20 protein-coding genes are annotated in these 20800 nt (G+C 59.4%); 8 read left to right on the top strand and 12 right to left on the bottom strand.

Annotated elements, in window-relative coordinates; translation table 11 throughout:
• Nucleotides 1-17: 17 nt before the first annotated feature.
• Complete coding sequence (locus tag B2J69_RS23025; RefSeq protein ID WP_081142717.1) at nt 18-518, bottom strand: GAF domain-containing protein; 501 nt, start codon at nt 516-518, stop codon at nt 18-20.
• A gap of 233 nt (nt 519-751) precedes the next feature.
• On the opposite strand from B2J69_RS23025, the gene yebS reads away from it, so the two are divergent.
• From yebS to rsmF, 3 genes are all read left to right on the top strand, one after another.
• A complete protein-coding gene (gene yebS / locus B2J69_RS23020) occupies nt 752-1996 on the top strand; it encodes a membrane integrity lipid transport subunit YebS (protein WP_081142716.1) in 1245 nt (414 codons plus the stop codon).
• Nucleotides 1965-4601, top strand: a complete 2637-nt coding sequence (locus B2J69_RS23015; protein ID WP_081142715.1) for a PqiB family protein — start codon at nt 1965-1967, stop codon at nt 4599-4601. The genes yebS and B2J69_RS23015 overlap by 32 nt, the downstream gene beginning before the upstream one ends.
• A gap of 167 nt (nt 4602-4768) precedes the next feature.
• A complete protein-coding gene (gene rsmF / locus B2J69_RS23010) occupies nt 4769-6193 on the top strand; it encodes a 16S rRNA (cytosine(1407)-C(5))-methyltransferase RsmF (RefSeq protein ID WP_081142714.1) in 1425 nt (474 codons plus the stop codon).
• Between the two features lie 3 nt (nt 6194-6196).
• Here the strand turns inward: rsmF and B2J69_RS23005 are convergent, their stop codons facing one another.
• Nucleotides 6197-6844, bottom strand: coding sequence for a metallophosphoesterase (locus tag B2J69_RS23005; RefSeq protein WP_081142713.1), 648 nt, complete (start codon nt 6842-6844; stop codon nt 6197-6199).
• A 389-nt stretch (nt 6845-7233) separates the two neighbouring features.
• Between B2J69_RS23005 and B2J69_RS23000 the strand changes: the two genes are divergently transcribed.
• Nucleotides 7234-7440, top strand: coding sequence for a hypothetical protein (locus tag B2J69_RS23000; RefSeq protein ID WP_081142712.1), 207 nt, complete (start codon nt 7234-7236; stop codon nt 7438-7440).
• A gap of 295 nt (nt 7441-7735) precedes the next feature.
• Here the strand turns inward: B2J69_RS23000 and B2J69_RS22995 are convergent, their stop codons facing one another.
• The 6 genes from B2J69_RS22995 to copC all read right to left on the bottom strand — a co-directional run bounded on the left by B2J69_RS22995 (nt 7736) and on the right by copC (nt 11973).
• Nucleotides 7736-8593, bottom strand: coding sequence for a manganese catalase family protein (locus B2J69_RS22995; RefSeq protein ID WP_081142711.1), 858 nt, complete (start codon nt 8591-8593; stop codon nt 7736-7738).
• 402 nt (nt 8594-8995) lie between these two features.
• Nucleotides 8996-9361: an anti-adapter protein IraP gene (iraP, locus tag B2J69_RS22990; protein WP_081142710.1), complete on the bottom strand. Its 366-nt coding sequence runs from the start codon at nt 9359-9361 to the stop codon at nt 8996-8998.
• A 199-nt stretch (nt 9362-9560) separates the two neighbouring features.
• Nucleotides 9561-9737 (bottom strand): con-10 family general stress protein, encoded by a 177-nt coding sequence (locus B2J69_RS22985; protein ID WP_081142709.1) that lies wholly within the window; start codon nt 9735-9737, stop codon nt 9561-9563.
• Between the two features lie 596 nt (nt 9738-10333).
• Nucleotides 10334-10681, bottom strand: a complete 348-nt coding sequence (locus B2J69_RS22980; protein ID WP_081142708.1) for a YebY family protein — start codon at nt 10679-10681, stop codon at nt 10334-10336.
• Nucleotides 10682-10716: 35 nt separating this feature from the next.
• On the bottom strand, nt 10717-11592 hold the full coding sequence (gene copD / locus B2J69_RS22975) for a copper homeostasis membrane protein CopD (RefSeq protein WP_143806334.1): 876 nt from the start codon (nt 11590-11592) through the stop codon (nt 10717-10719).
• Between the two features lie 3 nt (nt 11593-11595).
• Nucleotides 11596-11973, bottom strand: a complete 378-nt coding sequence (gene copC, locus B2J69_RS22970) for a copper homeostasis periplasmic binding protein CopC (RefSeq protein WP_081142705.1) — start codon at nt 11971-11973, stop codon at nt 11596-11598.
• A 152-nt stretch (nt 11974-12125) separates the two neighbouring features.
• On the opposite strand from copC, the gene B2J69_RS22965 reads away from it, so the two are divergent.
• Both B2J69_RS22965 and exoX read left to right on the top strand, forming a co-directional pair.
• Nucleotides 12126-12356: a DNA polymerase III subunit theta gene (locus B2J69_RS22965; protein ID WP_081142703.1), complete on the top strand. Its 231-nt coding sequence runs from the start codon at nt 12126-12128 to the stop codon at nt 12354-12356.
• 3 nt (nt 12357-12359) lie between these two features.
• Nucleotides 12360-13028 (top strand): exodeoxyribonuclease X, encoded by a 669-nt coding sequence (gene exoX / locus B2J69_RS22960; protein WP_081142701.1) that lies wholly within the window; start codon nt 12360-12362, stop codon nt 13026-13028.
• Here the strand turns inward: exoX and B2J69_RS22955 are convergent.
• Nucleotides 13022-15085, bottom strand: a complete 2064-nt coding sequence (locus B2J69_RS22955; protein ID WP_081142699.1) for a prolyl oligopeptidase family serine peptidase — start codon at nt 15083-15085, stop codon at nt 13022-13024. The genes exoX and B2J69_RS22955 overlap by 7 nt on opposite strands.
• A gap of 113 nt (nt 15086-15198) precedes the next feature.
• On the bottom strand, nt 15199-15852 hold the full coding sequence (locus B2J69_RS22950; protein ID WP_081142697.1) for a tellurite resistance TerB family protein: 654 nt from the start codon (nt 15850-15852) through the stop codon (nt 15199-15201).
• A 151-nt stretch (nt 15853-16003) separates the two neighbouring features.
• Here B2J69_RS22950 and purT point away from each other — a divergent pair, with 151 nt between their 5' ends.
• A complete protein-coding gene (purT, locus tag B2J69_RS22945; protein WP_081142695.1) occupies nt 16004-17182 on the top strand; it encodes a formate-dependent phosphoribosylglycinamide formyltransferase in 1179 nt (392 codons plus the stop codon).
• 35 nt (nt 17183-17217) lie between these two features.
• On the opposite strand, the gene B2J69_RS22940 is transcribed toward purT, so the two are convergent.
• Both B2J69_RS22940 and zwf read right to left on the bottom strand, forming a co-directional pair.
• Nucleotides 17218-17856 carry a bifunctional 4-hydroxy-2-oxoglutarate aldolase/2-dehydro-3-deoxy-phosphogluconate aldolase gene (locus B2J69_RS22940; RefSeq protein ID WP_081142728.1) on the bottom strand — a complete coding sequence of 213 codons (639 nt, stop codon included), beginning with the start codon at nt 17854-17856 and terminating at the stop codon, nt 17218-17220.
• A 176-nt stretch (nt 17857-18032) separates the two neighbouring features.
• Nucleotides 18033-19508 (bottom strand): glucose-6-phosphate dehydrogenase, encoded by a 1476-nt coding sequence (zwf, locus tag B2J69_RS22935; protein ID WP_081142694.1) that lies wholly within the window; start codon nt 19506-19508, stop codon nt 18033-18035.
• A 369-nt stretch (nt 19509-19877) separates the two neighbouring features.
• On the opposite strand from zwf, the gene hexR reads away from it, so the two are divergent.
• The gene (gene hexR / locus B2J69_RS22930; RefSeq protein ID WP_167376601.1) at nt 19878-20756 is read left to right on the top strand and encodes a transcriptional regulator HexR; all 879 of its coding nucleotides are present in this window, start codon (nt 19878-19880) and stop codon (nt 20754-20756) included.
• The last annotated feature ends 44 nt before the right edge of the window (nt 20757-20800 follow it).

Raw genomic sequence — 20800 nt, 5'->3', positions numbered from 1 at the left:
CCATGCGATCCAGTCGATTAGCTGCGCGACAGCTGCAAAAATTTTTCGATATCGCTGTCTGCCAGCACGTCGCAAAGCCCATCAGTCAGTGCAACCAACCCAGTTTCATCCTCGCTGTCGAAGCGATTGAACACCGTGCTGTCGATATCCAGAACGCCTACCAGCGCACCATTTACTTTCAGAGGAATCACGATCTCGGCATTGCTGGCCGCGTCGCAGGCGATATGACCCGGAAAGGCGTGCACGTCGTCGACGCGCTGCACGCGATCCTGCGCCAGCGCCGTGCCGCAGACGCCTTTGCCCACTGGAATGCGCACGCAGGCGATTTTGCCCTGAAAAGGGCCCAGCACCAGGGTATCGGCTTCTGTCAGCAGGTAGAAGCCCGCCCAGTTCACGCCTTCAAGGCGTTCATACAGCAGCGCGCTGAAATTGCCCATAGCGGCGAGAAATGACGTCTCGCCCGCGAGCAGCGCGCGCATGTCGCGATTCAAATCAGCGTAAAAGGCAGTTTTGTTCATTATTTAACCATTAACATTAACAACAGAGCGGCTTTATTTAACCGCCCGTTAAAATAAGCACTAAATATCCACCGCCACAAGGTGAATCATAGCGTTAGTTGCTATAACCTTAGATTTTTGTGGATCGAAACGTGGGCCCCTTACGGGCGTGTCAGAAACGTGAAAACGTTTTTTTGCCCCACCACCGCATCCGGTCACAGCGACACATATCTGGGCGAAACGTGCACCACCCTATGAAAATTCACGCCATCAGCCAGCCATTGCCCCACGCACGTTATCAGCGTTGTCCGCAATGCGATACCCTTTTTTCCTTACCGGATGTGAAATCGCATCAGTCTGCCTATTGTCCACGCTGCCATGCGCAAATTATCAGCGGACGCGACTGGTCAATGACCCGGCTGACGGTGATGGCCGCGGCCATTCTGGTGCTGATGCCGTTCGCGTTTACCCTGCCGCTGGTGGATATTCGCCTGCTCGGCATGCGCATCAACGCCAGCCTGCTCGGCGGCGTTATCCAGATGGCGGAACAGGGCAACGTGCTCACCGCCTCGATGGTGGCGTTTTGCACCATTGGCGCGCCGGCGGCGCTGGTGGTCGGCATCGGCTACCTGACCCTCGGCCATCGACTGGGGATGAATCTGCGGCCGGTGCTGCTGATGCTGGAAAAGGTCAAAGAGTGGGTGATGCTCGACATCTATCTGGTGGGCATCGCGGTGGCCTCGATCAAAGTGCAGGACTACGCCTCACTGGAGGTCGGCTACGGGCTGGCCGCCTACCTGACGCTGACGGTGCTGAGCCTGCTGACGCTGATCCATCTGAATGTAGAGCAGCTGTGGGAGCATTTTTATCCGCAGAAGCAGTACGCCACCGCGCGCGACAGGCTACAGGTCTGCCTGAACTGCCATAATACCGGCGAGCCGGACGCGCGCGGCCGCTGCCCGCGCTGCCATACCCCGCTCGACTTTCGCCGGCGTCACAGCCTGCAAAAATCCTGGGCGGCGCTGATCGCCTCGGTGGTGCTGCTGATCCCCGCCAACCTGCTGCCGATCTCGGTGGTCTACCTTAACGGTTCACGCCGCGAGGATACGATTTTCTCCGGCATTCTCGGGCTGGCCTCTGGCAATATTCCGGTGGCGGCGGTGGTGTTTATCGCCAGTATTCTGGTGCCCTTTACCAAAGTGCTGGTGATGCTGACGCTGCTGTTAAGCATCCATTTCCGCTGCGAGCAGGGGCTAAAAACCCGTATTCGCCTGCTGCGGGTGGTGACCTGGGTTGGCCGCTGGTCCATGCTCGATCTTTTTGTGATTTCATTAACCATGTCGCTGGTCAATCGCGATCAGCTGCTGGCTTTTACCATGGGACCCGCCGCGTTTTACTTCGGCGCGGCGGTGATCCTGACCATTATGGCCGTTGAGTGGCTCGACAGCCGCCTGCTTTGGGATGCACATGCAACAGGAAACGCCGACTACACCGACTAACGCTACGCTGCGCAGCAAACGTAAAGTCTCTCCATTCTGGCTTCTGCCGATTGTCGCGATGCTGATCGCCGGCTGGCTGCTCTGGACCAACTACGAAGAGCGCGGCACGGTGATCACCATTAACTTCCAGTCGGCGGACGGCATCGTGCCGGGACGCACGCCGATCCGCTATCAGGGCGTGGAGGTCGGCACCGTGCAGGGCATTAACCTGAGCGACGATTACCGCACCATTCAGATCAAGGCGAGCATTAAAAGCGATATGAAAGAGGCGCTGCGCGAGAATACCCAGTTCTGGCTGGTGACGCCGAAGGCCTCGCTGGCGGGAGTATCGGGACTCGACGCGCTGGTGGGCGGCAACTATATCGGCATGATGCCGGGCAGCGGCAAGCCGCGCGAGAGCTTTATCGCCCAGGATACCCAGCCGAAGTACCGCGTCAACACCGGCGAGCTGCTGATCCACCTGCACGCGCCGGACCTGGGCGCGCTCAACTCCGGCTCGCTGGTCTACTACCGTAAGATCCCGGTCGGTCGCGTCTACGACTACAGCATCAACGGCAATACGGACGGCGTCACTATTGATGTGCTGATCGAACGTCGCTTCAACAACCTGGTGAAAAGCAACAGCCGCTTCTGGAATGTCTCCGGCCTGAGCGCCGACGTCAGCCTGAGCGGCGCGAAGGTGCAGCTTGAGAGCCTGGCGGCGCTGGTCAACGGTGCCATCGCCTTTGACTCGCCAGACGACGCGCCACCGGCGAAGACGGACCAGAACTATCAGCTCTATCCCGACCTGGCGCACAGCCAGCGCGGCGTGGTGATCACGCTCGATCTGCCCAACGGTAATAACCTGAAAGCGGGCCGCACGCCGCTGATCTATCAGGGGCTGGAAGTCGGCAGCCTGACAAAGCTTAACCTGCTGAGCGGCGGCAAGGTCACGGGCGAGCTGACACTCGATCCTTCCGTGGTCAGCCTGATGCGCAGCAACACGCGCATCGAGATGCGCAGCCCAAAAGTGAGCCTGACCGACACCAATCTGAGCAGCCTGCTGACCGGCAATACGCTGGAGCTGGTGCCGGGCGACGGCGAGCCGCAGAACCACTTCACCGTGCTGCCCGCCAGCGAGTCGCTGTTGCAGAAGCCTGATGTGCTGACGGTAAAACTCAGCGCGCCGGAGAGCTACGGCATCGACGCCGGTCAGCCGGTGATGCTGCACGGCATGAAAATCGGCCAGGTGATTTCGCGCGAGCTGAATGAGAAAGGCATCCAGTTTGTCGCGGCCATCGAGCCGGGCTATCGCAATCTGGTGCACGGCGACAGCAAATTTATCGTCAACAGCCGGCTCGACGTTAAGTTCGGCCTCGACGGCATGAAGGTGCTGGGCGCCAGCGCCCGCGAGTGGGTGGATGGCGGCATCCGTCTTGAGCCAGGCAATAAAGGCGAGGTGAAAGCGGCCTATCCGCTCTACGCCGACGCCGAAAAGGCAGAAGAAGGCATTATCGGCGATCGCCCTTCCACCACCCTGATGCTGACGGCGAACAGCCTGCCGGACGTGCAGGCCGGCTCGGTGGTGCTCTACCGTAAATATGAGGTTGGCGAGATCGTCGACGTCACGCCGCGCGCCAGCGCGTTCGATATCGCCGTGCATATCAAGCCGGAGTACCGCAAGCTGCTGACCAACGAAAGCGTGTTCTGGGCGGAAGGCGGCGCGCGCGTGCAGCTAAACGGCAGCGGCCTGACGGTGCAGGCGTCGCCGCTGAATCGCGCGCTGCGCGGGGCGATCAGCTTCGACAATATGAGCGGCGCGGCGAACGCCAAAGGCAGCAAGCGCACGCTCTATCCTTCCGAGACGGCGGCGCGCGCGGTCGGCAGCCAGATTACGCTGCACACCTTTGACGCCAGCAAGCTGTCAGAGGGGATGCCGATTCGCTATCTCGGCATCAATATCGGCCAGGTCGAGTCGCTGTCGCTGAGCCAGGACAACAATCAGGTGGTGGCGAAAGCGGTGCTCTACCCGGAATATGTGCAGGACTTCGCCCGCAGCGGCAGCCATTTCTCGGTGGTGTCGCCGGAGATCTCCCCGGCGGGCGTTAACCATCTGGAAACCCTGCTGCAGCCCTACGTCAACGTCGACCCTGGCAAGGGCGTGCCGGCGCGCAACTTTGAGCTGCAGGAGAGCACCATTACCGATTCGCGCTATCTCAACGGCTTGACCATCTATGTCGACGCCGCCGAGGCGGGCTCGCTCTCTATCGGCACGCCGGTGCTGTTCCGCGGCGTCGAGGTCGGCACCGTGACCGGCACCTCACTTGGCAATATGGCGGATCGCGTGCAGATTGCGCTGCGCATCAGCAAAAAGTATCAGCATCTGGTGCGCAACAACTCGGTGTTCTGGCTGGCGTCGGGCTATAACCTCGACTTCGGCCTGATTGGCGGCGTGGTGAAAACCGGCACCTTCCAGCAGTTTATTCGCGGCGGCATTCAGTTTGCCACGCCGCCGACGGTGCCGCTGGCGCCGCAGGCGGGCGCGGACAAGCACTTCCTGCTGCAGGATGAAGCGCCGAAAAACTGGCGCAGCTGGGGCACGGCGATCCCTGACCCGCAGCAGTAATAAGACCGGGCAGCCTCGCTGCCCACGCTGAGACGCACCCTCTCTTTGGGGGCGTCTCAGCAACCGTCCCGGTCACTTCAGACCATTGCGCCAGCTGTTCGAACCGATCTGACGCTTTCATGCTACACTGCCGCCCTGTTTTTTGACCTTAATGCCTTAACTGGAACCTGCCTGTGGCCGACCTTTTCCCCTCTGACTTCCTGGATCTTATGCGCGCGGCGCTGCCCGACGACGCCGAACTGCAACGCTTTATCGCTATCAGCCAGCAGCCGCTGCGCCGCAGCATCCGCGTCAACACCCTCAAGATCGCCGTGGCGGATTTTCTCGCCCAGACGGCGGATTACGGCTGGCGCCTGACGCCGGTGCCCTGGTGCGCGGAGGGTTTCTGGATTGAACGCGACGATGAGAGTTTGCCGCTGGGCAGCGTGGCGGAACATCTTAGTGGGCTGTTCTACATCCAGGAGGCGAGTTCCATGCTGCCGGTCAGCGCGCTGTTCGACGCCGCGCCCGAGGCGCAGCTGGTGATGGATATGGCCGCAGCGCCCGGTTCGAAAACCACTCAGATGGCGGCGCGCATGGGCAATCGCGGCGCGATCCTCGCCAATGAGTTTTCCGCCAGTCGCGTCAAGGTGCTGCACGCCAATATCAGCCGCTGCGGCGTCAGCAACGTCGCTCTGACCCATTTCGACGCGCGCGTCTTCGGCCCCGCCTTGCCGGAACGGTTCGACGCCGTACTGCTCGACGCGCCCTGCTCTGGCGAAGGCGTGATTCGAAAAGATGCGGATGCGCTAAAAAACTGGTCGCTGAGCAGCACTGAAGCTATCGCCGCCACCCAGCGCGACCTGATCGAAAGCGCTTTCCATGCGCTAAAGCCGGGCGGCACGCTGGTCTACTCCACCTGCACGCTGAATCAGATCGAAAATCAGCAGGTGGTCGCCTGGCTGCTGGCGCGCTATCCGCAGGCGGTGGAGATCGCGCCGCTCAGCGGTTTGTTCGCCGGCGCCGCGCAGGCGTTGACGCCGGAGGGCTTTTTGCACGTCTTCCCGCAGCTGTTCGACAGCGAAGGTTTCTTTGTCGCGCGGCTACGTAAAACCGACTCGGTGGCGCCGCTGCCGACGCCTGGCTATAAGCTGGGCAAACTGCCCTTTACGCCGCTGGATAAAAAGAGGGCGGCGGAAGTGGCCGAAGCGGCGGCAGCAGTCTGTCTGCGCTGGAACGACGATCTAACGCTATGGCAGCGCGACAAAGAGATTTGGCTGTTCCCCGCGGCGATCGCCCCGCTGCTCAACAGCGTACGTTTCTCGCGGATCGGGCTGAAGCTGGCCGAGACCTTCGCCAAAGGCTATCGCTGGCAGCATGAGGCGGCGATAGCGCTGGCGCAGCCGGATGGGCAAAACCGCTTTGAGCTGACCGCCGACGAGGCGCTGGAGTGGTATCGCGGGCGGGATATTTTTCCTGACGTGCCGCCGACGCGCGATGAAGCGATAGTGACCTATCAGCAGCAGCCGCTCGGGCTGGCGAAGCGTGTCGGCAGCCGCATTAAAAACAGCTATCCGCGCGAGCTGGTGCGTGACGGCCGGCTGTTCCGCTGAGGCCTACTGCAACTGCAGCAGCGTCAGCGAGTTGCCGAACACCGCGCCGGTGTCGATATAGTGCAAATTGCCCGTTTCCAGCGGATGCTGCAGCGGCGTATGGCCGAAGTAAAAATCATCCGCGCCCGCGATCCTCGCCGCATCGCCCGCTTTCAGCTGGGCGATACGCTCGCGATTCCACACCACCTGATGCCAGTCCAGCGGCTGCTCCCACGCGTAGCGGTCTGCCGGATAGTCGGCGTGCGCCACCACCACGATGCGTTCCGCAAGCTGCAGGTGCAGGATCAGCGGCAGGCTTTTCAGCTGCCGCAAGGCGTGACGCGCGGCAATCAGCCGCGCGCCTTTCAGCTGATAAAACCACTCGCCACCGTTCAGGGTCCAGAGCAGCGAATCGTGACACTGTAACGCTCGCAGCGCCATCTCTTCATGATTGCCGCGCACGCAGCGAAACCACGGCTCCTCCAGCAGCTGCAAACAGCCGAGGCTGTCAGGCCCGCGATCGATTAAATCGCCGACGGAGATGAGTAAATCGTTCCGCTTATCGAAGCCCTTTTCCAACAGCAGCGCATCCAGCTGACTACGGCAGCCGTGCAGATCGCCTACAATCCATATGTTTTGCCAGTTTTCACCGTTGAGATACTGGTAGTGCATTATTAGCCCGCTTGTTAACAACTGGTTTATCTGATGCGGGTTAAAGTATAGCCGGTCACATCTTCAGGGAGGCGTGATGAACAGCCGGAAACAATTTATCAGCGTGCTGGTGCTTATCTTTGTCGGCAGTCTGCTGTTGCTGGAATCGCTGGCGCGTCTGGTGCATTTGCTGTTGGTGGGTTAGCGGCCGAATGCTGTTGGCCTGCTTCTCAGATTTTCCGTAATAAAGAGGCGTAAAAGCGCCACCGCGCGGCGATTACTGTTCAGATATCAGGATGTTTCTCCCTGACGAAACTGCGCTAGTGTGAGATCTCAGCCCGTCCACAACGTGGAGCAGATACACACAGCAAAGGAGGGATGGCTGATTACCTCCGTCAGGAGAATAAAAAATGGTCGCTGCAACGCTTGATAACGTAAGTTTTAACCTTGATTCTCTCGAAAACGCAGCATTAGAAATCTGTAAAACCAAAGGAATGCTGGGCATGCTGTTGGCGTCAGTATCAACAGAGATTCAGCAATCCTATTTCCAGCTGTTACGCGAGTCCGGCTTCGATGACGAACTGGTCTGGCTGCAGCAGGTGCTTGAGTCCAGATAAGTGCTCTTTTTGACCCCGGCGCCCGCTGGGGTTTTTCATTTTTGCCGCGGCGCCAGCCGACAAAATGAGACGCAGAGCGCAGGTGAGAAAAAATATTTTTTTGCTCTCCTGTTTTGACTGGTACGACAAAAAAATGCCCCGCGCCCGCTATCGTTCATTTTTACCTGATAAGCGACAGCCAACGCAGAGAGAAACCAGCAAGACTACCCTGTCAGCCGGTTCTCTCACCGCCCACTGAATTTGTTTCGCTACTGGACAAATCGATCGGTGGCGCCCTTCCCTGGACAGGCTGCGATTACGGTTTTAATGCAGGCGGCACGGTGCCGGACAGCTCTTGCTCGCTTTGCGCGCCGGAACCGGGACGCGCATGGCCCAGCAGCGGCTCGTCGCCCAGCAGCTCAGGCTTCTCTTTCGCCGTAAACTGGGCTTTGCCGTCAAATGAAGGACCTTCGCACCAGCGACCTTTCGGCAGCGGTTTATCCAGCGAGGTGTTGAGCACGTAGTAGGAGTGCTCGCTCGCCTCTTCGCTTTGCGGGAAGCTGTTGGGGATCGGCAGCGAGGCGTTGAGCCCGCCCATCTCCTCAATCACCGCCAGCCACTGCTGCTGGTGCATGGTGTCGCGGGCGATCAGGAATGAGAGGAAGTCCTTCATGCCGGTGTCTTCCGTCAGGTTGTAGAGACGGGTCGCCAGCACGCGGCCTGTCGCTTCCGCCGTTACGTTGGCCAGCATATCAGCCGCCACGTTGCCGGAGGCATAGATATGGCTCATATCAAAGGGCACGCCGTTGGCATTGACCGGCATCGCCGCCAGACCGGAAGAGAGGATATGGCGCGGGTTCATGCCGCCCAGCACCGCATTGACAACGGGATCTTTCGCAGAGGCTTCCTGGTAGGACAGGGGTGCCCCTTCCAGGTTGAGCGCGACGGCATGCGCCAGCATTTCGATATGCGCCAGCTCCTCCGTTGCGGTGGAGATCAGCAGGTCGCGGATACGCGCATCGCCGCGTGCGCCCATCGCTTGGAAGAAATACTGCATTGCCACACGAATTTCCCCTTCAACCCCGCCGATCGCCTGTTGCAGCAGCATAGCAAATTCGGGATCCGCTTTATCGACGCGAACAGGGTATTGAAGTTTTGATGAATGGTGGAACATATTTTATCTCCTGGCTTTTTTACAAGAATAAGCCAGACAAGCCTGGAAGAGGTTCGCGGAAAATGAAAGCGTGACCGTAAACTTTTCGGAATCGCTATCAGCAGCAAATTAACCGGCAACCGAGAAATATTAACCAGTTAGCGCAGAGAAAAATGATTGGCTATTTTACGCTACTCTCATTATTTCAGGCATAATATGCGCACCCTTTATAAGGATATATATCCGCGCCTTTTGTACTGTTGCGTTTTTTTGCGAGGTTATTTTTCTGTCAGCCAGGCAGAGGCGGCGATATTTGCTGGCGCCATCCTCCGTCAGGGAAAATCAAAGCGGGAAAGGATAAGTTTGTGTCGACGGGCGCGCAGGCATATCAGCGCTGCGCGCGGCGTGTCGGACGGCAGGATGCTACTCTTTGAGCGGCGGCTGAGCATTAATCAGCGGGGAAACGCCGCTGATTTCCGCCAGGCCCGCCTGATTCAGCTGATTATCGGCGCTGTCCACCGCGCGGGAAATGGTCAGCAGCTCCTGAAACTCCTGCAGCAGAATAGCGGCGTCAGATTTCAGCATCTCGTCGGAATCGGCTGAATCGATTACGGTATTGATAGCCTTGTTGGCGCTGTCGATCATCTCGGTGACGCCGCCCTGCCTGCTGACGGCCAGCACCAGCGCGCTGATTAACAGCGACTGCGCTTCTACGCGCGCCGTCAGCTGCTTGGTTTCCGCATCAATTTTGGATATTTTAGCCAGCATGCTCAGCACAACATTTTTCATAACCGTCTCCCTGTAAAACAGGGATCTTACCTTGCTGTGTTTTGTCGACAAGCTGAAAAATCTTAATTCGTTAACTGGCCCTGCGCCGCGCCGCCTGAAGGCGCGACCTCGCGCAAAAAGGCGATTGCAGAGCATAAAAAAACCCCGACATCAGATGCCGGGGCAGGTGGTCTACACAGAATGTATCAGGTTCTGTTGGTCAGGACTTGCGTCCGCCGCTATGGCTATTCTGACCACCTTTTTTACCTGCTTCAGAAGCTTTTTCACGGTCACCGGCGAAACCACCGCCGCTGTGCTGACCGCCTTTTTTACCAGCCTCTGACGCTTTTTCAGGATTATTTGCGAAATTACCTGAACCACCACGATGCTCGGCCATCATATCCTCCTGGATATATTGTCATTGGGTCAATGGCAACCGGCATAAATCTGTTACGCCAGCCGTATTTCGTGTTGCATGATTAAGACTAGCTGAGCTGAGGTTATCTGCAAGGCAATTCCTGACCAGTAAAACTATTTTCGCCCTTAACGAAGCGACAGCGCCAAAATTATACCCAGCGGGAAAGCGATATAATAACCCTACGAACAGGAACTTAGAGAAATAACAATCAGGGAAGCGCGCGGGTCTTATTCATACTTATTTACCAATGCCCATATTAATACATGCGGCGTAATAAGGTTAAGGCAAAAGGTTAATAGTGGCAGAGAAAGGTATTTTGACAGGAGGCTAAGTTCAGAGCACAAAAAAAGACCGAACACGATTCCTGTATTCGGTCCAGGGAAATGGCTCGTTGAGAGCCGTGCGCTAAAAGTTGGCATTAATGCAGGCGATGTCGCCTTGCAACTTAAGGTTAGCCCACGTCTGTGGAAATGCCAGCGATCGCTCAGGCAGCGGAAATCCGCAGGATCAGTTTGTGATCCTGACGGCAGAATCAGCGGAAAACGGCGCGCAAGCGAACCGCGCCGGAGAAGGTATTATTTATCGCACAGCGCCTGCGTGCGCTCGACGATGGGCTGCAGGCTCATCATCTGGCCCGGGTGGCTTTTATCTTCCGCCTGGATCACCGAAATCGGCTGCGCCTTCACCTGACCGGACTTCACGCGCGCGTCGGCTTTATCGTTAAGCGGATACTGCATCAGCGTGCTGGGGTTAATGGCGAACAGCGAACCGTCTTTCTCACAGGTCAGCATCACTTCTTCACGGCTAAAAGGCCAGGCTGCCTTGCCCACTTCAAAACGGCTCACGGTAATAATTTCTGCCGCCAGCGCCTGGCCACAGAGAGAGAACAACAGCATTGCGGGGATCACTTTCTTCAGCAACATAGCCTACCTTTTTACTCAGTCAAAACGGGTCATACTCAGGCTGGCGACAGCGTGGCGAAAATGCTGACCAGACCCACCACGGCGCATGCCAGCAGCAGCTCAAGCTGCGTCATACGGATAAATTTTTGCTGCGCGCCCTGCCCCGCGAGGCGGAAACGCGGCACCAGCAGATAACGGTTAACCAGCGCGATAGCGACCATCAGGGCCACCAGCGCCACTTTTATTAACAGCAGATCGCTGTAGAGGCCAGCGTGCCACTGGCGCGGCCAGCCGGCGATAAGCAGCGCGTTGACGATGCCGGTCAGCAGCGTGACAGCCACCGCCAGATGACCGTAGCGCGAAAAGCGCATCATGGAGCGAATCGCGTCGCTGCGGCGATCGATTTTCCGCGCTTCGCGCATCAGGATCAACAGCGGCAACAGGCCGCCGCTCCAGAACGCGGCGCCGATAAGATGCAGCGCGTGATTGCCCTGCTGCAGCGCGCCGGCTATTCCTTCGCGCATCGCCGCATGTCCGATCAGCGCCATACAGCCCAGCTGCAACAGGGCGCCTGCCAGCCACGCCTGCTGCCGCCGCTCACCGCGCAGCAGGCTGGCCAGCAGCGTTACGCCAGCCACCCCGGCTTCCCACTGCCAGACAACGCCGAAGCGCGTGCTGAGCACGGCGCGCCAGATCCCGCTGTCGCTCAGGTTGCGCCAGTCACCGCTCATCAACGCCAGCTGGGTCGCCAGCATCAGCAGCGCGCTGAGCAGTGCCAGCGAGGCGCACAGGCGCATGAGCGGCAGAAGGCGCTGCGCCAGCGCACGGCGATAGCGCGGCGGCGCCAGTAGCGTAGTATAAAACGCGCTGCCCGCCAGCAGCATCACAGCGCCAAAATGGAGCGCACGCAGCAGGATCCAGAGAGGAGACACAGACTATTTTACGCGGAAGCGGGTGCTGCCCTGGGTTTTATGACCATCCACCGACAGCACATGCCACTTAACCTGATAGTCGCCCGCCGCCAGCGGCGTTTTCAGCGCCAGGATCAGGCGGTTGCGCTGCTGCGCGTCCTGCTGCGCCTTGTCGCCGACGAGGCTGTGTTTATCCGCGCCCAGCAGCGTAATGCCGCTAAACGCAGGCTCCACATCTTCGCTAAACGTCAGAATCAGCGCCTGCGGCGAGGCGGCGACCACCGCGTTGTCGGCCGGCTCCGACGACGTCAGGTGTGCATGCGCCAGCGCCGGCTGGCTAATCAACCACAGCGCGGCGCTGGCCAGCGCGGCGGCGCCTGATAAAAATGCTCTTTTTTGCATGGGATCATCCTCTTAGCCAACGCATCGGCGGCAAACGTGGCGCAAGGATACGCCGAGGTTTTTGAGGTGTCGAGGGCCAGCAATGCTATCCTTTGCCCTTGATTCAGACAGGGATAAGCATTATTTTTGCCCCCTGTCTTCAGGAGATCCCCATGAGCCATAACCTCGCCCTGCTTTCTCAGCAAGAGAAAGATAAAGTCAACGTTGAACTGGCCGCAGCGGGCGTGGCGTTCAAAGAGCGCTACAACATGCCGGTGGTGGCAGAGATGGTTGAGTACGAGCAGCCGGCTGCGCTGCGCGACTGGTTCCGCCAGCGTCTGATGCACTATCGCCAGGCGTCGCTGAACTTCTCGCGCCTGCCCTATGAACCCAAAATGAAGTAAATTATGCTACGCGTCATTGATACTGAAACCTGCGGGCTGCACGGCGGCGTCGTGGAAGTGGCGTCTGTTGACGTCATCGACGGGCAGATCGTCAACCCTATGAGCGACCTGATCCTGCCGGATCGCCCCATCAGCCGCCAGGCGATGGCGGTGCACCGCATTACCGAAGCGATGGTGGCAGGCAAGCCGACGATTGAAGAAGCGATAGGCCGTTATCACGGCAGCGCCTTTTACGTGGCGCATAACGCCAGCTTTGACCGCCGCATGCTGCCGGAAATGCACGGCGACTGGATCTGCACCATGGTGCTGTCGCGTCAGCTGTGGCCCGGCATCAAATATGGCAATCAGGCGCTGCGCCACAGCCTGAAGCTGGAGGTGACGCCGCCCGCCGATCTGCACGCCCACCGCGCGCTTTACGACTGCTACGTTACCGCCGCGCTGCTGATCCGTATTATGGAAACCTCCGGCTGGGACGCGACGCAGATGGCGCAGCGCTGCCAGCCCGCCAGCGTGGCGGGCGACGTGCTGCCTTTCGGCAAGTATCGTGGCCAAAGCGTCGCCGCTATCGCGCGCAAAGATCCGCGCTATCTGCGCTGGGTGCTGGAAAACGTGCGCGATTTGCGCCCGCCGCTGCGGCAGGCGCTGCGCAAATATATCAGCGACGATCAGTAGTCGCGCTGCGGCGGCAGGCTGCCCTGCGCCAGCGCGATCAGGAAGGTCAGCTCCAGCGCAATGCCCTCATAGGATTTGTAGCGTCCCGATTTTCCGCCGTGACCGGCGTCCATATCGGTGCAGAGCATTAACAGATTGTGGTCGGTCTTGAGCGCGCGCAGTTTCGCCACCCACTTCGCCGGCTCCCAGTACTGCACCTGCGAGTCGTGCAGCCCGGTGGTCACCAGCATATGCGGGTAGGCTTTCGCCTCGACGTTGTCATAGGGGCTGTACTGACGGATGTATCCGTAATAGTCCGCCTCGTTGGGATCGCCCCACTCGTCATATTCACCCGTGGTCAGCGGGATCGACTCATCCAGCATGGTGGTCACCACGTCGACAAAAGGCACCTGCGCCACCACGCCGTGAAACAGCTGCGGCGCCATATTGATCACCGCGCCCATTAACAGGCCGCCTGCGCTGCCGCCCATGGCGTAGAGCTGCTCGGGCTGACCAAAGCCTTTTTTCACCAGCGCCTGCGTCACGTCGATAAAGTCGGTAAAGCTGTTCATCTTGTTGAACAGGCGGCCACCGTCATACCACTGCTGTCCCAGCTCCCCGCCGCCGCGCACGTTAATCAGCGCGTAGACGAAGCCGCGTTCGAGCAGGCTCAAGCGGCTGACGCTAAAGTCCGCTTCCATATTGCTGCCGTAGGCGCCATAGCCGTAAACCAGCATTGGGTTTTTGCCCGGCTGATAGTGTTTGCGGTGATAGACCAGCGACACCGGCACTTCCGTGCCGTCGCGCACCGTGATCCAGTGGTGCTCGCTTTTGTAATTATCGGGATCGAAGTTGCCGACCGCGCTCTGTTTGAGAATACGCCGTTCGCCGGTGTCCATATCGAGTTCGAACAGCGTGGTGGGCGTGGTCATCGAGCCGTAGCCGTAGCGCAGCTTGCTGGTTTCCGGCGAGGGGTTAAACGCCAGCCAGGTCACGTAGGTGGGATCGTCGAAGGCGATGCCGGTGTCTTCGCCGGTTTGCCAGTGGATCTGACGCAGGCTGGTCAGGCCGCGCTGACGCTCCTCGACCACCAGCCAGTCGCGGAACAGCTGGAAGTCCTCCATCACCACATGGTCGCGCGGCGCAATCAGGGTTTCCCAGCGCGACTCCTCCAGCCAGCGCGTGCGGTAGAGCCCGAAGTTCTTCCCTTCCCGGTTCGAGCGGATATAAAACTGATGCTGATAGTGATCCAGGCTGTACTCATGATCTTTACGGCGCGGCAGAAAGACCTGCGGCGTGGCGTCCGGGAAGCCGGCGTCGAGCAGCTGGATCTCGCTGGAATTGGTGCTGAACAGCGCAATCAGAATAAAGTGGTCGGACGTAGTTTTATGCACGCTGAGATGATAGGTGTCGTCCTGCTCTTCATACACCAGCCGATCGTCGCTCTGCGGCGTGCCGAGTTCATGACGCCAGACCTGATAGGGCAGCAGCGTCTGCTCATGCTTGCGCACGTAGTAGAGCGTGCGGGAGTCGTTGGCCCAGGCGAGGCTCGATGAGGCGTTGTTCAGCACCTCGGGATACCAGCTCCCTTTCTCCAGGCAACGAAAGCGAATGCCGTACTGTCGCCGGGAAAGGAAGTCCTCTGCCAGCGCCATCACCTTATTGTCGGGGCTGATGTTGAGTGACCCCATGGTATAGAACTCGCTGTGCGAGGCGCGCTGGTTGGCGTCCAGCAGCAGCGTCCACTCGTCGCTGACGGCGCTGTCGGCGGGCTGGCGATAATAGGCAGCATATTCGTTGCCGCTCTCATAGCGGCTCTGATAGCGATAGCCGTTATGCACATAGGGAACCGAATGGTCCTGCGGCGGCAGGCGATCGACGATCTCTTTTAATATGCGGTTCTGCAGCGGCTGCTGGGTCGCCATGATCTGCTTGCCGTAGTTATTTTCGGCGCGCAGATAGTCCAGCACCTCTTCGTTGTCGCGCTTATCGTCGCGCAGCCAGTAGTAATCATCCACGCGCGTTTCGCCGTGGAGCGTCATGGCGTGGGGGATTTTTTTTGCGATGGGGGCCTGCATGCGGTGTCTCCCTGTTATTGATATCCCTTAAGGGTGGCATCAGGTCGCTGGGAAGCCAAATTTTTGTGCGTAACACCTTGTTATTGCGGCCGCACTGGGCGGCCGTGGCGCGCTTAATCCGCCGGGATACGCGCTTTTTGCTCGCGCAGATCGTTTTCGATGCCGTCGCGCACATCCTGCGGGATCTTCAGCGCGTCGCCCAGCGCGGTGAGGTAGCTGCGCTCCATAAAGTGGTCAACGTCGATGGCGGCGCAGCTCAGGAAATAGAGTTCCAGCGCTTCGTCTTCGTTTTTTACGTCGGCTGCCAGCCAGGTGGGATCGAGCGGGCGGCTCATCGCCTGCTGGATCAGCGCTTCCGCCTGCTGCCCATAGCCCGACTCGTGAATGCTGCGCTCGATGGCGGCGCGCTCTTTAGCGTCGATATGGCCGTCGCTTTTGGCGGCGAACACCAGCGCCGTCACCAGCCGCTCGGCGCGCTGGTCCGCCGGGGTTTGCAACTCGCCAAAGCCCGCGTCATTCTGGTGGGTGTCACGCACGCGCTGCTTATATTTATTCCACAGCAGCGCGCCCGCCGCCGCGCCGCCGCCGATAATCAGCGCTTTGCCGCCATAGTCGGTTAACAGCTTGCGCGACTTTTTACTGGCGATCAGCAGGCCCGCCAGGCCACCCAGCGCGCCGGGTGCCAGCATATCGTTCAAACCGCCGTTGCCGCCGCTGTGACCTTTCTTCGCCAGCAGCGACTGAAGCTGCTGCAACAGGTTGTTCATCGTTCACTCCTTCTTTAGGCGATAAGGCCCCTACTCTGCCCTGGCGGACGTCAGGTAACGTCAAGGTGAGAAAAGAGAGGCAAAGCAGAGGAGGATGAGAACGCAAACGTTTTCGTTTATACTGCGCGCGTTTTGACTCACAGGTGAAATTATGACGACTCTTGGAACTGCGCTGCGTCCGGCGGCGACGCGTGTCATGCTGTTAGGCTCGGGCGAGCTGGGTAAAGAAGTGGCGCTGGAGTGCCAGCGACTGGGTGTGGAAGTGATTGCGGTCGATCGCTACGCCGATGCGCCTGCAATGCACGTGGCGCACCGCAGCCACGTAGTAAACATGCTTGACGGCGAGGCGCTGGCCGCGCTGATCGCGCAGGAAAAGCCCGATTACGTGGTGCCGGAAATCGAAGCGATCGCCACGGATAAGCTGGTTGAACTGGAGCAGCAGGGTCAGCGCGTGGTGCCGACCGCGCGCGCCGCGCGCCTGACCATGAACCGCGAAGGCATTCGCCGTCTGGCAGCGGAAGAGCTGTCGCTGCCGACCTCGAGCTACCGGTTCGCCGACAGCAAGGCGAGCTTCGACGCGGCAACGGCGGAGATCGGCTTTCCCTGCATCGTTAAGCCGGTGATGAGTTCGTCAGGCAAAGGCCAGAGCTTTATCCGCGATGCGAGCCAGCTCGATCGCGCCTGGGAGTATGCGCAGCAGGGCGGCCGCGCCGGCGCAGGCCGCGTAATCGTCGAGGGCGTGGTTAACTTCGATTTTGAAATTACGCTGCTGACCGTCAGCGCGGTAGATGGCGTTCACTTCTGCGCGCCGATCGGTCATCGTCAGGAAGATGGCGACTACCGCGAATCCTGGCAGCCACAGCAGATGAGCGCGCTGGCGCTGCAGCGCGCGCAGGCGATCGCCGGCGATGTGGTAAAGGCGCTGGGCGGTTTCGGCCTGTTCGGCGTCGAGCTGTTTGTCTGCGGCGATGAGGTGATCTTCAGCGAAGTCTCACCGCGTCCGCACGATACCGGCATGGTGACGCTGATTTCGCAGGATCTCTCTGAGTTCGCGCTGCACGTGCGCGCCTTTCTCGGCCTGCCGATCGGCGCGATCCGCCAGTATGGTCCTTCGGCGTCGGCGGTGATCCTGCCGCAGCTGCACAGCCAGAATGTTCAGTTCGTCAATGTGGAAGCGGCGCTGGGCGCCGGTCTGCAGCTGCGCCTGTTCGGCAAGCCGGAAATCGCCGGTTCGCGCCGTCTCGGCGTGGCGCTGGCGAGCGGCGACAGCGTGGATGACGCCGTTGCGCGCGCCATTGCCAGCGCCGCAGCGGTAAAAGTAGAAGGGTAAGAGAGAGCGGTGAGCGCCCTGCTCACCGCTTGCGGTTACTGCGCGCCCGCTACCGCTTCGCGCGCCAGGCGGGTAATACGATCCCAGTCGCCTGACTCCAGCGCGTCGTTCGGCACCAGCCAGGAGCCGCCGATGCAGAGCACGCTCTTCAGCGCCAGGTAGTCGCGATAGTTCGCGGGCGAGATGCCGCCGGTCGGGCAGAAACGCACCTGCGGGAAGGGACCGCCGATCGCCTGCAGCGCCTTGACGCCGCCGTTCGCTTCCGCCGGAAAGAATTTGAACTCGCGCAGGCCGTAGTCCATGCCGGTCATCAGCTCGGAAACGGTGCTGATGCCGGGAATAAGCGGCACCGGGCCTTCTACCGCCGCCTTCAGCAGCGGTTCGGTAATGCCGGGACTGATCACAAACTGCGCGCCCGCCTCGGTCACTTCCTGCAGCTGCTGGGTGTTGATCACCGTGCCCGCGCCGACGATGGCGTCCGGCACCTCTTTGATCATCAGGCGCAGCGCGTCCATCGCCACCGGCGTGCGCAGCGTCACTTCCAGCACGCGCACGCCGCCGGCCACCAGCGCTTTCGCCATCGGCACCGCATGTTCCAGCTTGTTCACTACGATCACCGGCACCACAGGTCCAGTGGTCAGAATCTTTTCAGCACTCGTCTTCCAGTTCTTCATCAGTTCCCCTTGCTTATCCATACCGGCGACTGCCGCGCAGCGCGCCATCAATGCGCCACTACCATACAGGATCGCCTTCCGCATCGTCTATCCGCCCGGCGCTGTTTTTGAAACTGCGGTTCAGTTTTCTGCGCGCAGACGTAAAAAAGCCCGCATAGCGCGGGCTGTTTTCAGGATTATTCGAACTCGTTCCAGGAACGGCCGTCTCGGGTGATCATCGCCACGGACGCCACCGGCCCCCAGGTGCCTGCCTGATAAGGCTTGGAGGAGTCGCCGTCGGCGGCCCAGGCGTCGATAATGGAGTCAACATAGGTCCATGCGGCTTCCACCTCGTCGCGGCGCACAAACAGCGCCTGGATGCCGCGCATCGTCTCCAGCAGCAGGCGCTCATAGGCGTCGGCCAGATGCGACTGGTTGAAGGTTTCCGAATAGCTCAGATCCAGCTTGGTGGTTTGCAGCTTGTGCTTGTGATCCAGACCTGGCACCTTGTTGAGGATCTCGATATCGACGCCTTCGTCCGGCTGCAGACGGATGGTCAGCTTATTCTGCGGCAGTTCGGAGTAGGAGTCTTTGAACAGGTTCATCTCCGGGTTCTTAAAGTAAACCACCACCTCAGAGCATTTGGTCGGCAGACGCTTGCCGGTGCGCAGGTAGAACGGCACGCCCGCCCAGCGCCAGTTGTCGATATCGACGCGAATGGCGACGAAGGTCTCTGTCGAACTCGATTTATTGGCGCCCTCTTCTTCAAGGTAGCCCGGCACCTTTTTACCCTGCACGAAGCCGGCGGTGTACTGGCCGCGCACGGTTTTGTCGCGCACGTTGGTCTGATCGATGCGGCGCAGCGAGCGTAGCACCTTCACTTTTTCGTCGCGAATGGCGTCGGCGCTCAGGTCGGACGGCGGCGACATGGCGATCATGGTGAGGATCTGCAGCAGGTGGTTCTGGATCATATCGCGCATCTGGCCCGCCTGGTCGAAGTAGCCCCAGCGTCCTTCAATGCCCACCTCTTCCGCCACGGTGATCTGCACGTGGTCGATGGTGCGGTTGTCCCAGTTGTTGACGAAGATCGAGTTGGCGAAGCGCAGCGCCAGCAGGTTGAGCACCGTCTCCTTGCCGAGATAGTGGTCGATACGGAACACCTGGCTCTCGTCGAAGAATTCGCCCACCGCGTCGTTGATCTCTTTCGAGGTTTCCAGCGAGGTGCCGAGCGGCTTCTCCATCACCACGCGTGCCGGCTTCGCGTTCAGCTTCGCCGATCCCAGTCCTTTGCAGATGGCGCCGAAGGTGCTGGGCGGCATGGCAAAATAGTTAATGGTGGTACGCTTGTCCTGGTCGAGCATTTTGCCCAGTTTAGGGAAATGAGAGGTGTCGTTAACGTCGAGATTGCAGAAGTCGAGGCGGTTGCTGAGTTTGTCCCACAGCGCTTCGTCGATCTTCTCCTTCATAAAGGTTTCCAGCGCTTCACGCACCACTTTGGTGTAGGCTGCTTTATCCCACTCGGCGCGTCCCACGCCGATAATGCGGGTTTCCTCGTGGATCTGTCCCGCTTTTTCCAGCTGATACAGTGAAGGCAACAGTTTCCGGCGCGCAAGATCGCCTTTGGCACCGAATATCACCAGATCGCATGCCTGGGCTGTTTGTGTTACCGCCATTTTCCTCTCCTCATTGCAGGATGATCCCGTTGGCGTTTGCATCCTCATCCACCGGGTCCGTGTTGTAATTTTCTTTCAGCACAATGTACTTATTTCAGGGGGTCAGGTAAACCGACTCTATGCTGGTCCGCAGAGTTAACTCTGTACGGAATAAGGCGTGCCGATGTGATACTGCGTGCGCTTTTACCCAATTTAGTGCGGCGGACGATCTCCGGCAAAACTTAATCCGGCTCAAATTATGACAAAAAATATCCCCGTCGACTTATCCTCACTTGCGCGCGGTCATGGCGAACGCGGTATATTCACGCTTTTATCCCCTCTCTGCCAGTCATCGCTGGCATCGATAAAAGCGATAATGGTCATCCACTTATGAATATGCTGGAAAAAATCAGCGCGCAGCTGGCGTCGCTCAGCAAATCTGAACGCAAAGTTGCCGAGCAGATCCTCGCGGCGCCGCAGGAGGCGATCCACGCCAGCATCGCCCGCCTGGCGCGCGCCGCCGAGGTGAGCGAGCCCACCGTTAATCGCTTCTGCCATCGGCTGGGCGCGCACGGCTTTCCCGCTTTTAAGCTGCAGCTGGCGCAAAGCCTGGCGAAGGCGCCCAGCTGGGTCAGCCGCGACGTCGACGAGCATGACGACGCCGAACGCTATAGCCATAAAATTTTTGACTCGGCGCTGGCGGGTCTGCAGCGGGTGCGCAACCAGCTCGATCTCGGTGTCATTCGCGCAGCGGTGGCGGCGCTGTCGCAGGCGCACAAAGTCGCCTTTTTTGGCCTGGGCGCGTCGGCGGTGGTGGCGCACGACGCCTTCAATAAATTTCTGCGTTTTAATCTGCCCGTGGTCTGGTCAGAGGATATTGTGATCCAGCGCATGAGTTGTATAAATAGTCGACCTGGCGACGTGTTTGTTTTGATTTCACATACTGGCCGCACGAAAAATATGATAGAACTGGCTCGCCTGGCCGGTGTAAACGGTTCCACCGTGATAGCCGTCACGTCTCCCGCTTCACCGCTGGCAGAGGTCGCCACGCTGGCGCTCACGCTTGATGTCCCGGAAGATACCGATGTCTATCTGCCGATGGTTTCCCGCCTAGCGCAGCTCACCGCCATCGACGTGCTCGCTACCGGCTTTATTCTCGAACGCGGCAGCGCGTTTCGCGAAAACTTAAAGCGGGTAAAAGAGGCGTTAAAAGATTCCCGTCTCGATAAAGCCATCGCGACGGAAAACGCAGCAGAGCAAAAAAATTAACATCACATTCACAATGTGAGTCGTATCACAGGCTGTCCTTCAGT

The sequence above is a fragment of the Pantoea latae genome (assembly GCF_002077695.1).
Classification (GTDB): Bacteria; Pseudomonadota; Gammaproteobacteria; order Enterobacterales; family Enterobacteriaceae; genus Pantoea; species Pantoea latae.
The sequence above is the reverse complement of the archived record's forward strand: the minus strand, read 5'-3'. Positions and strand labels throughout refer to the sequence as shown.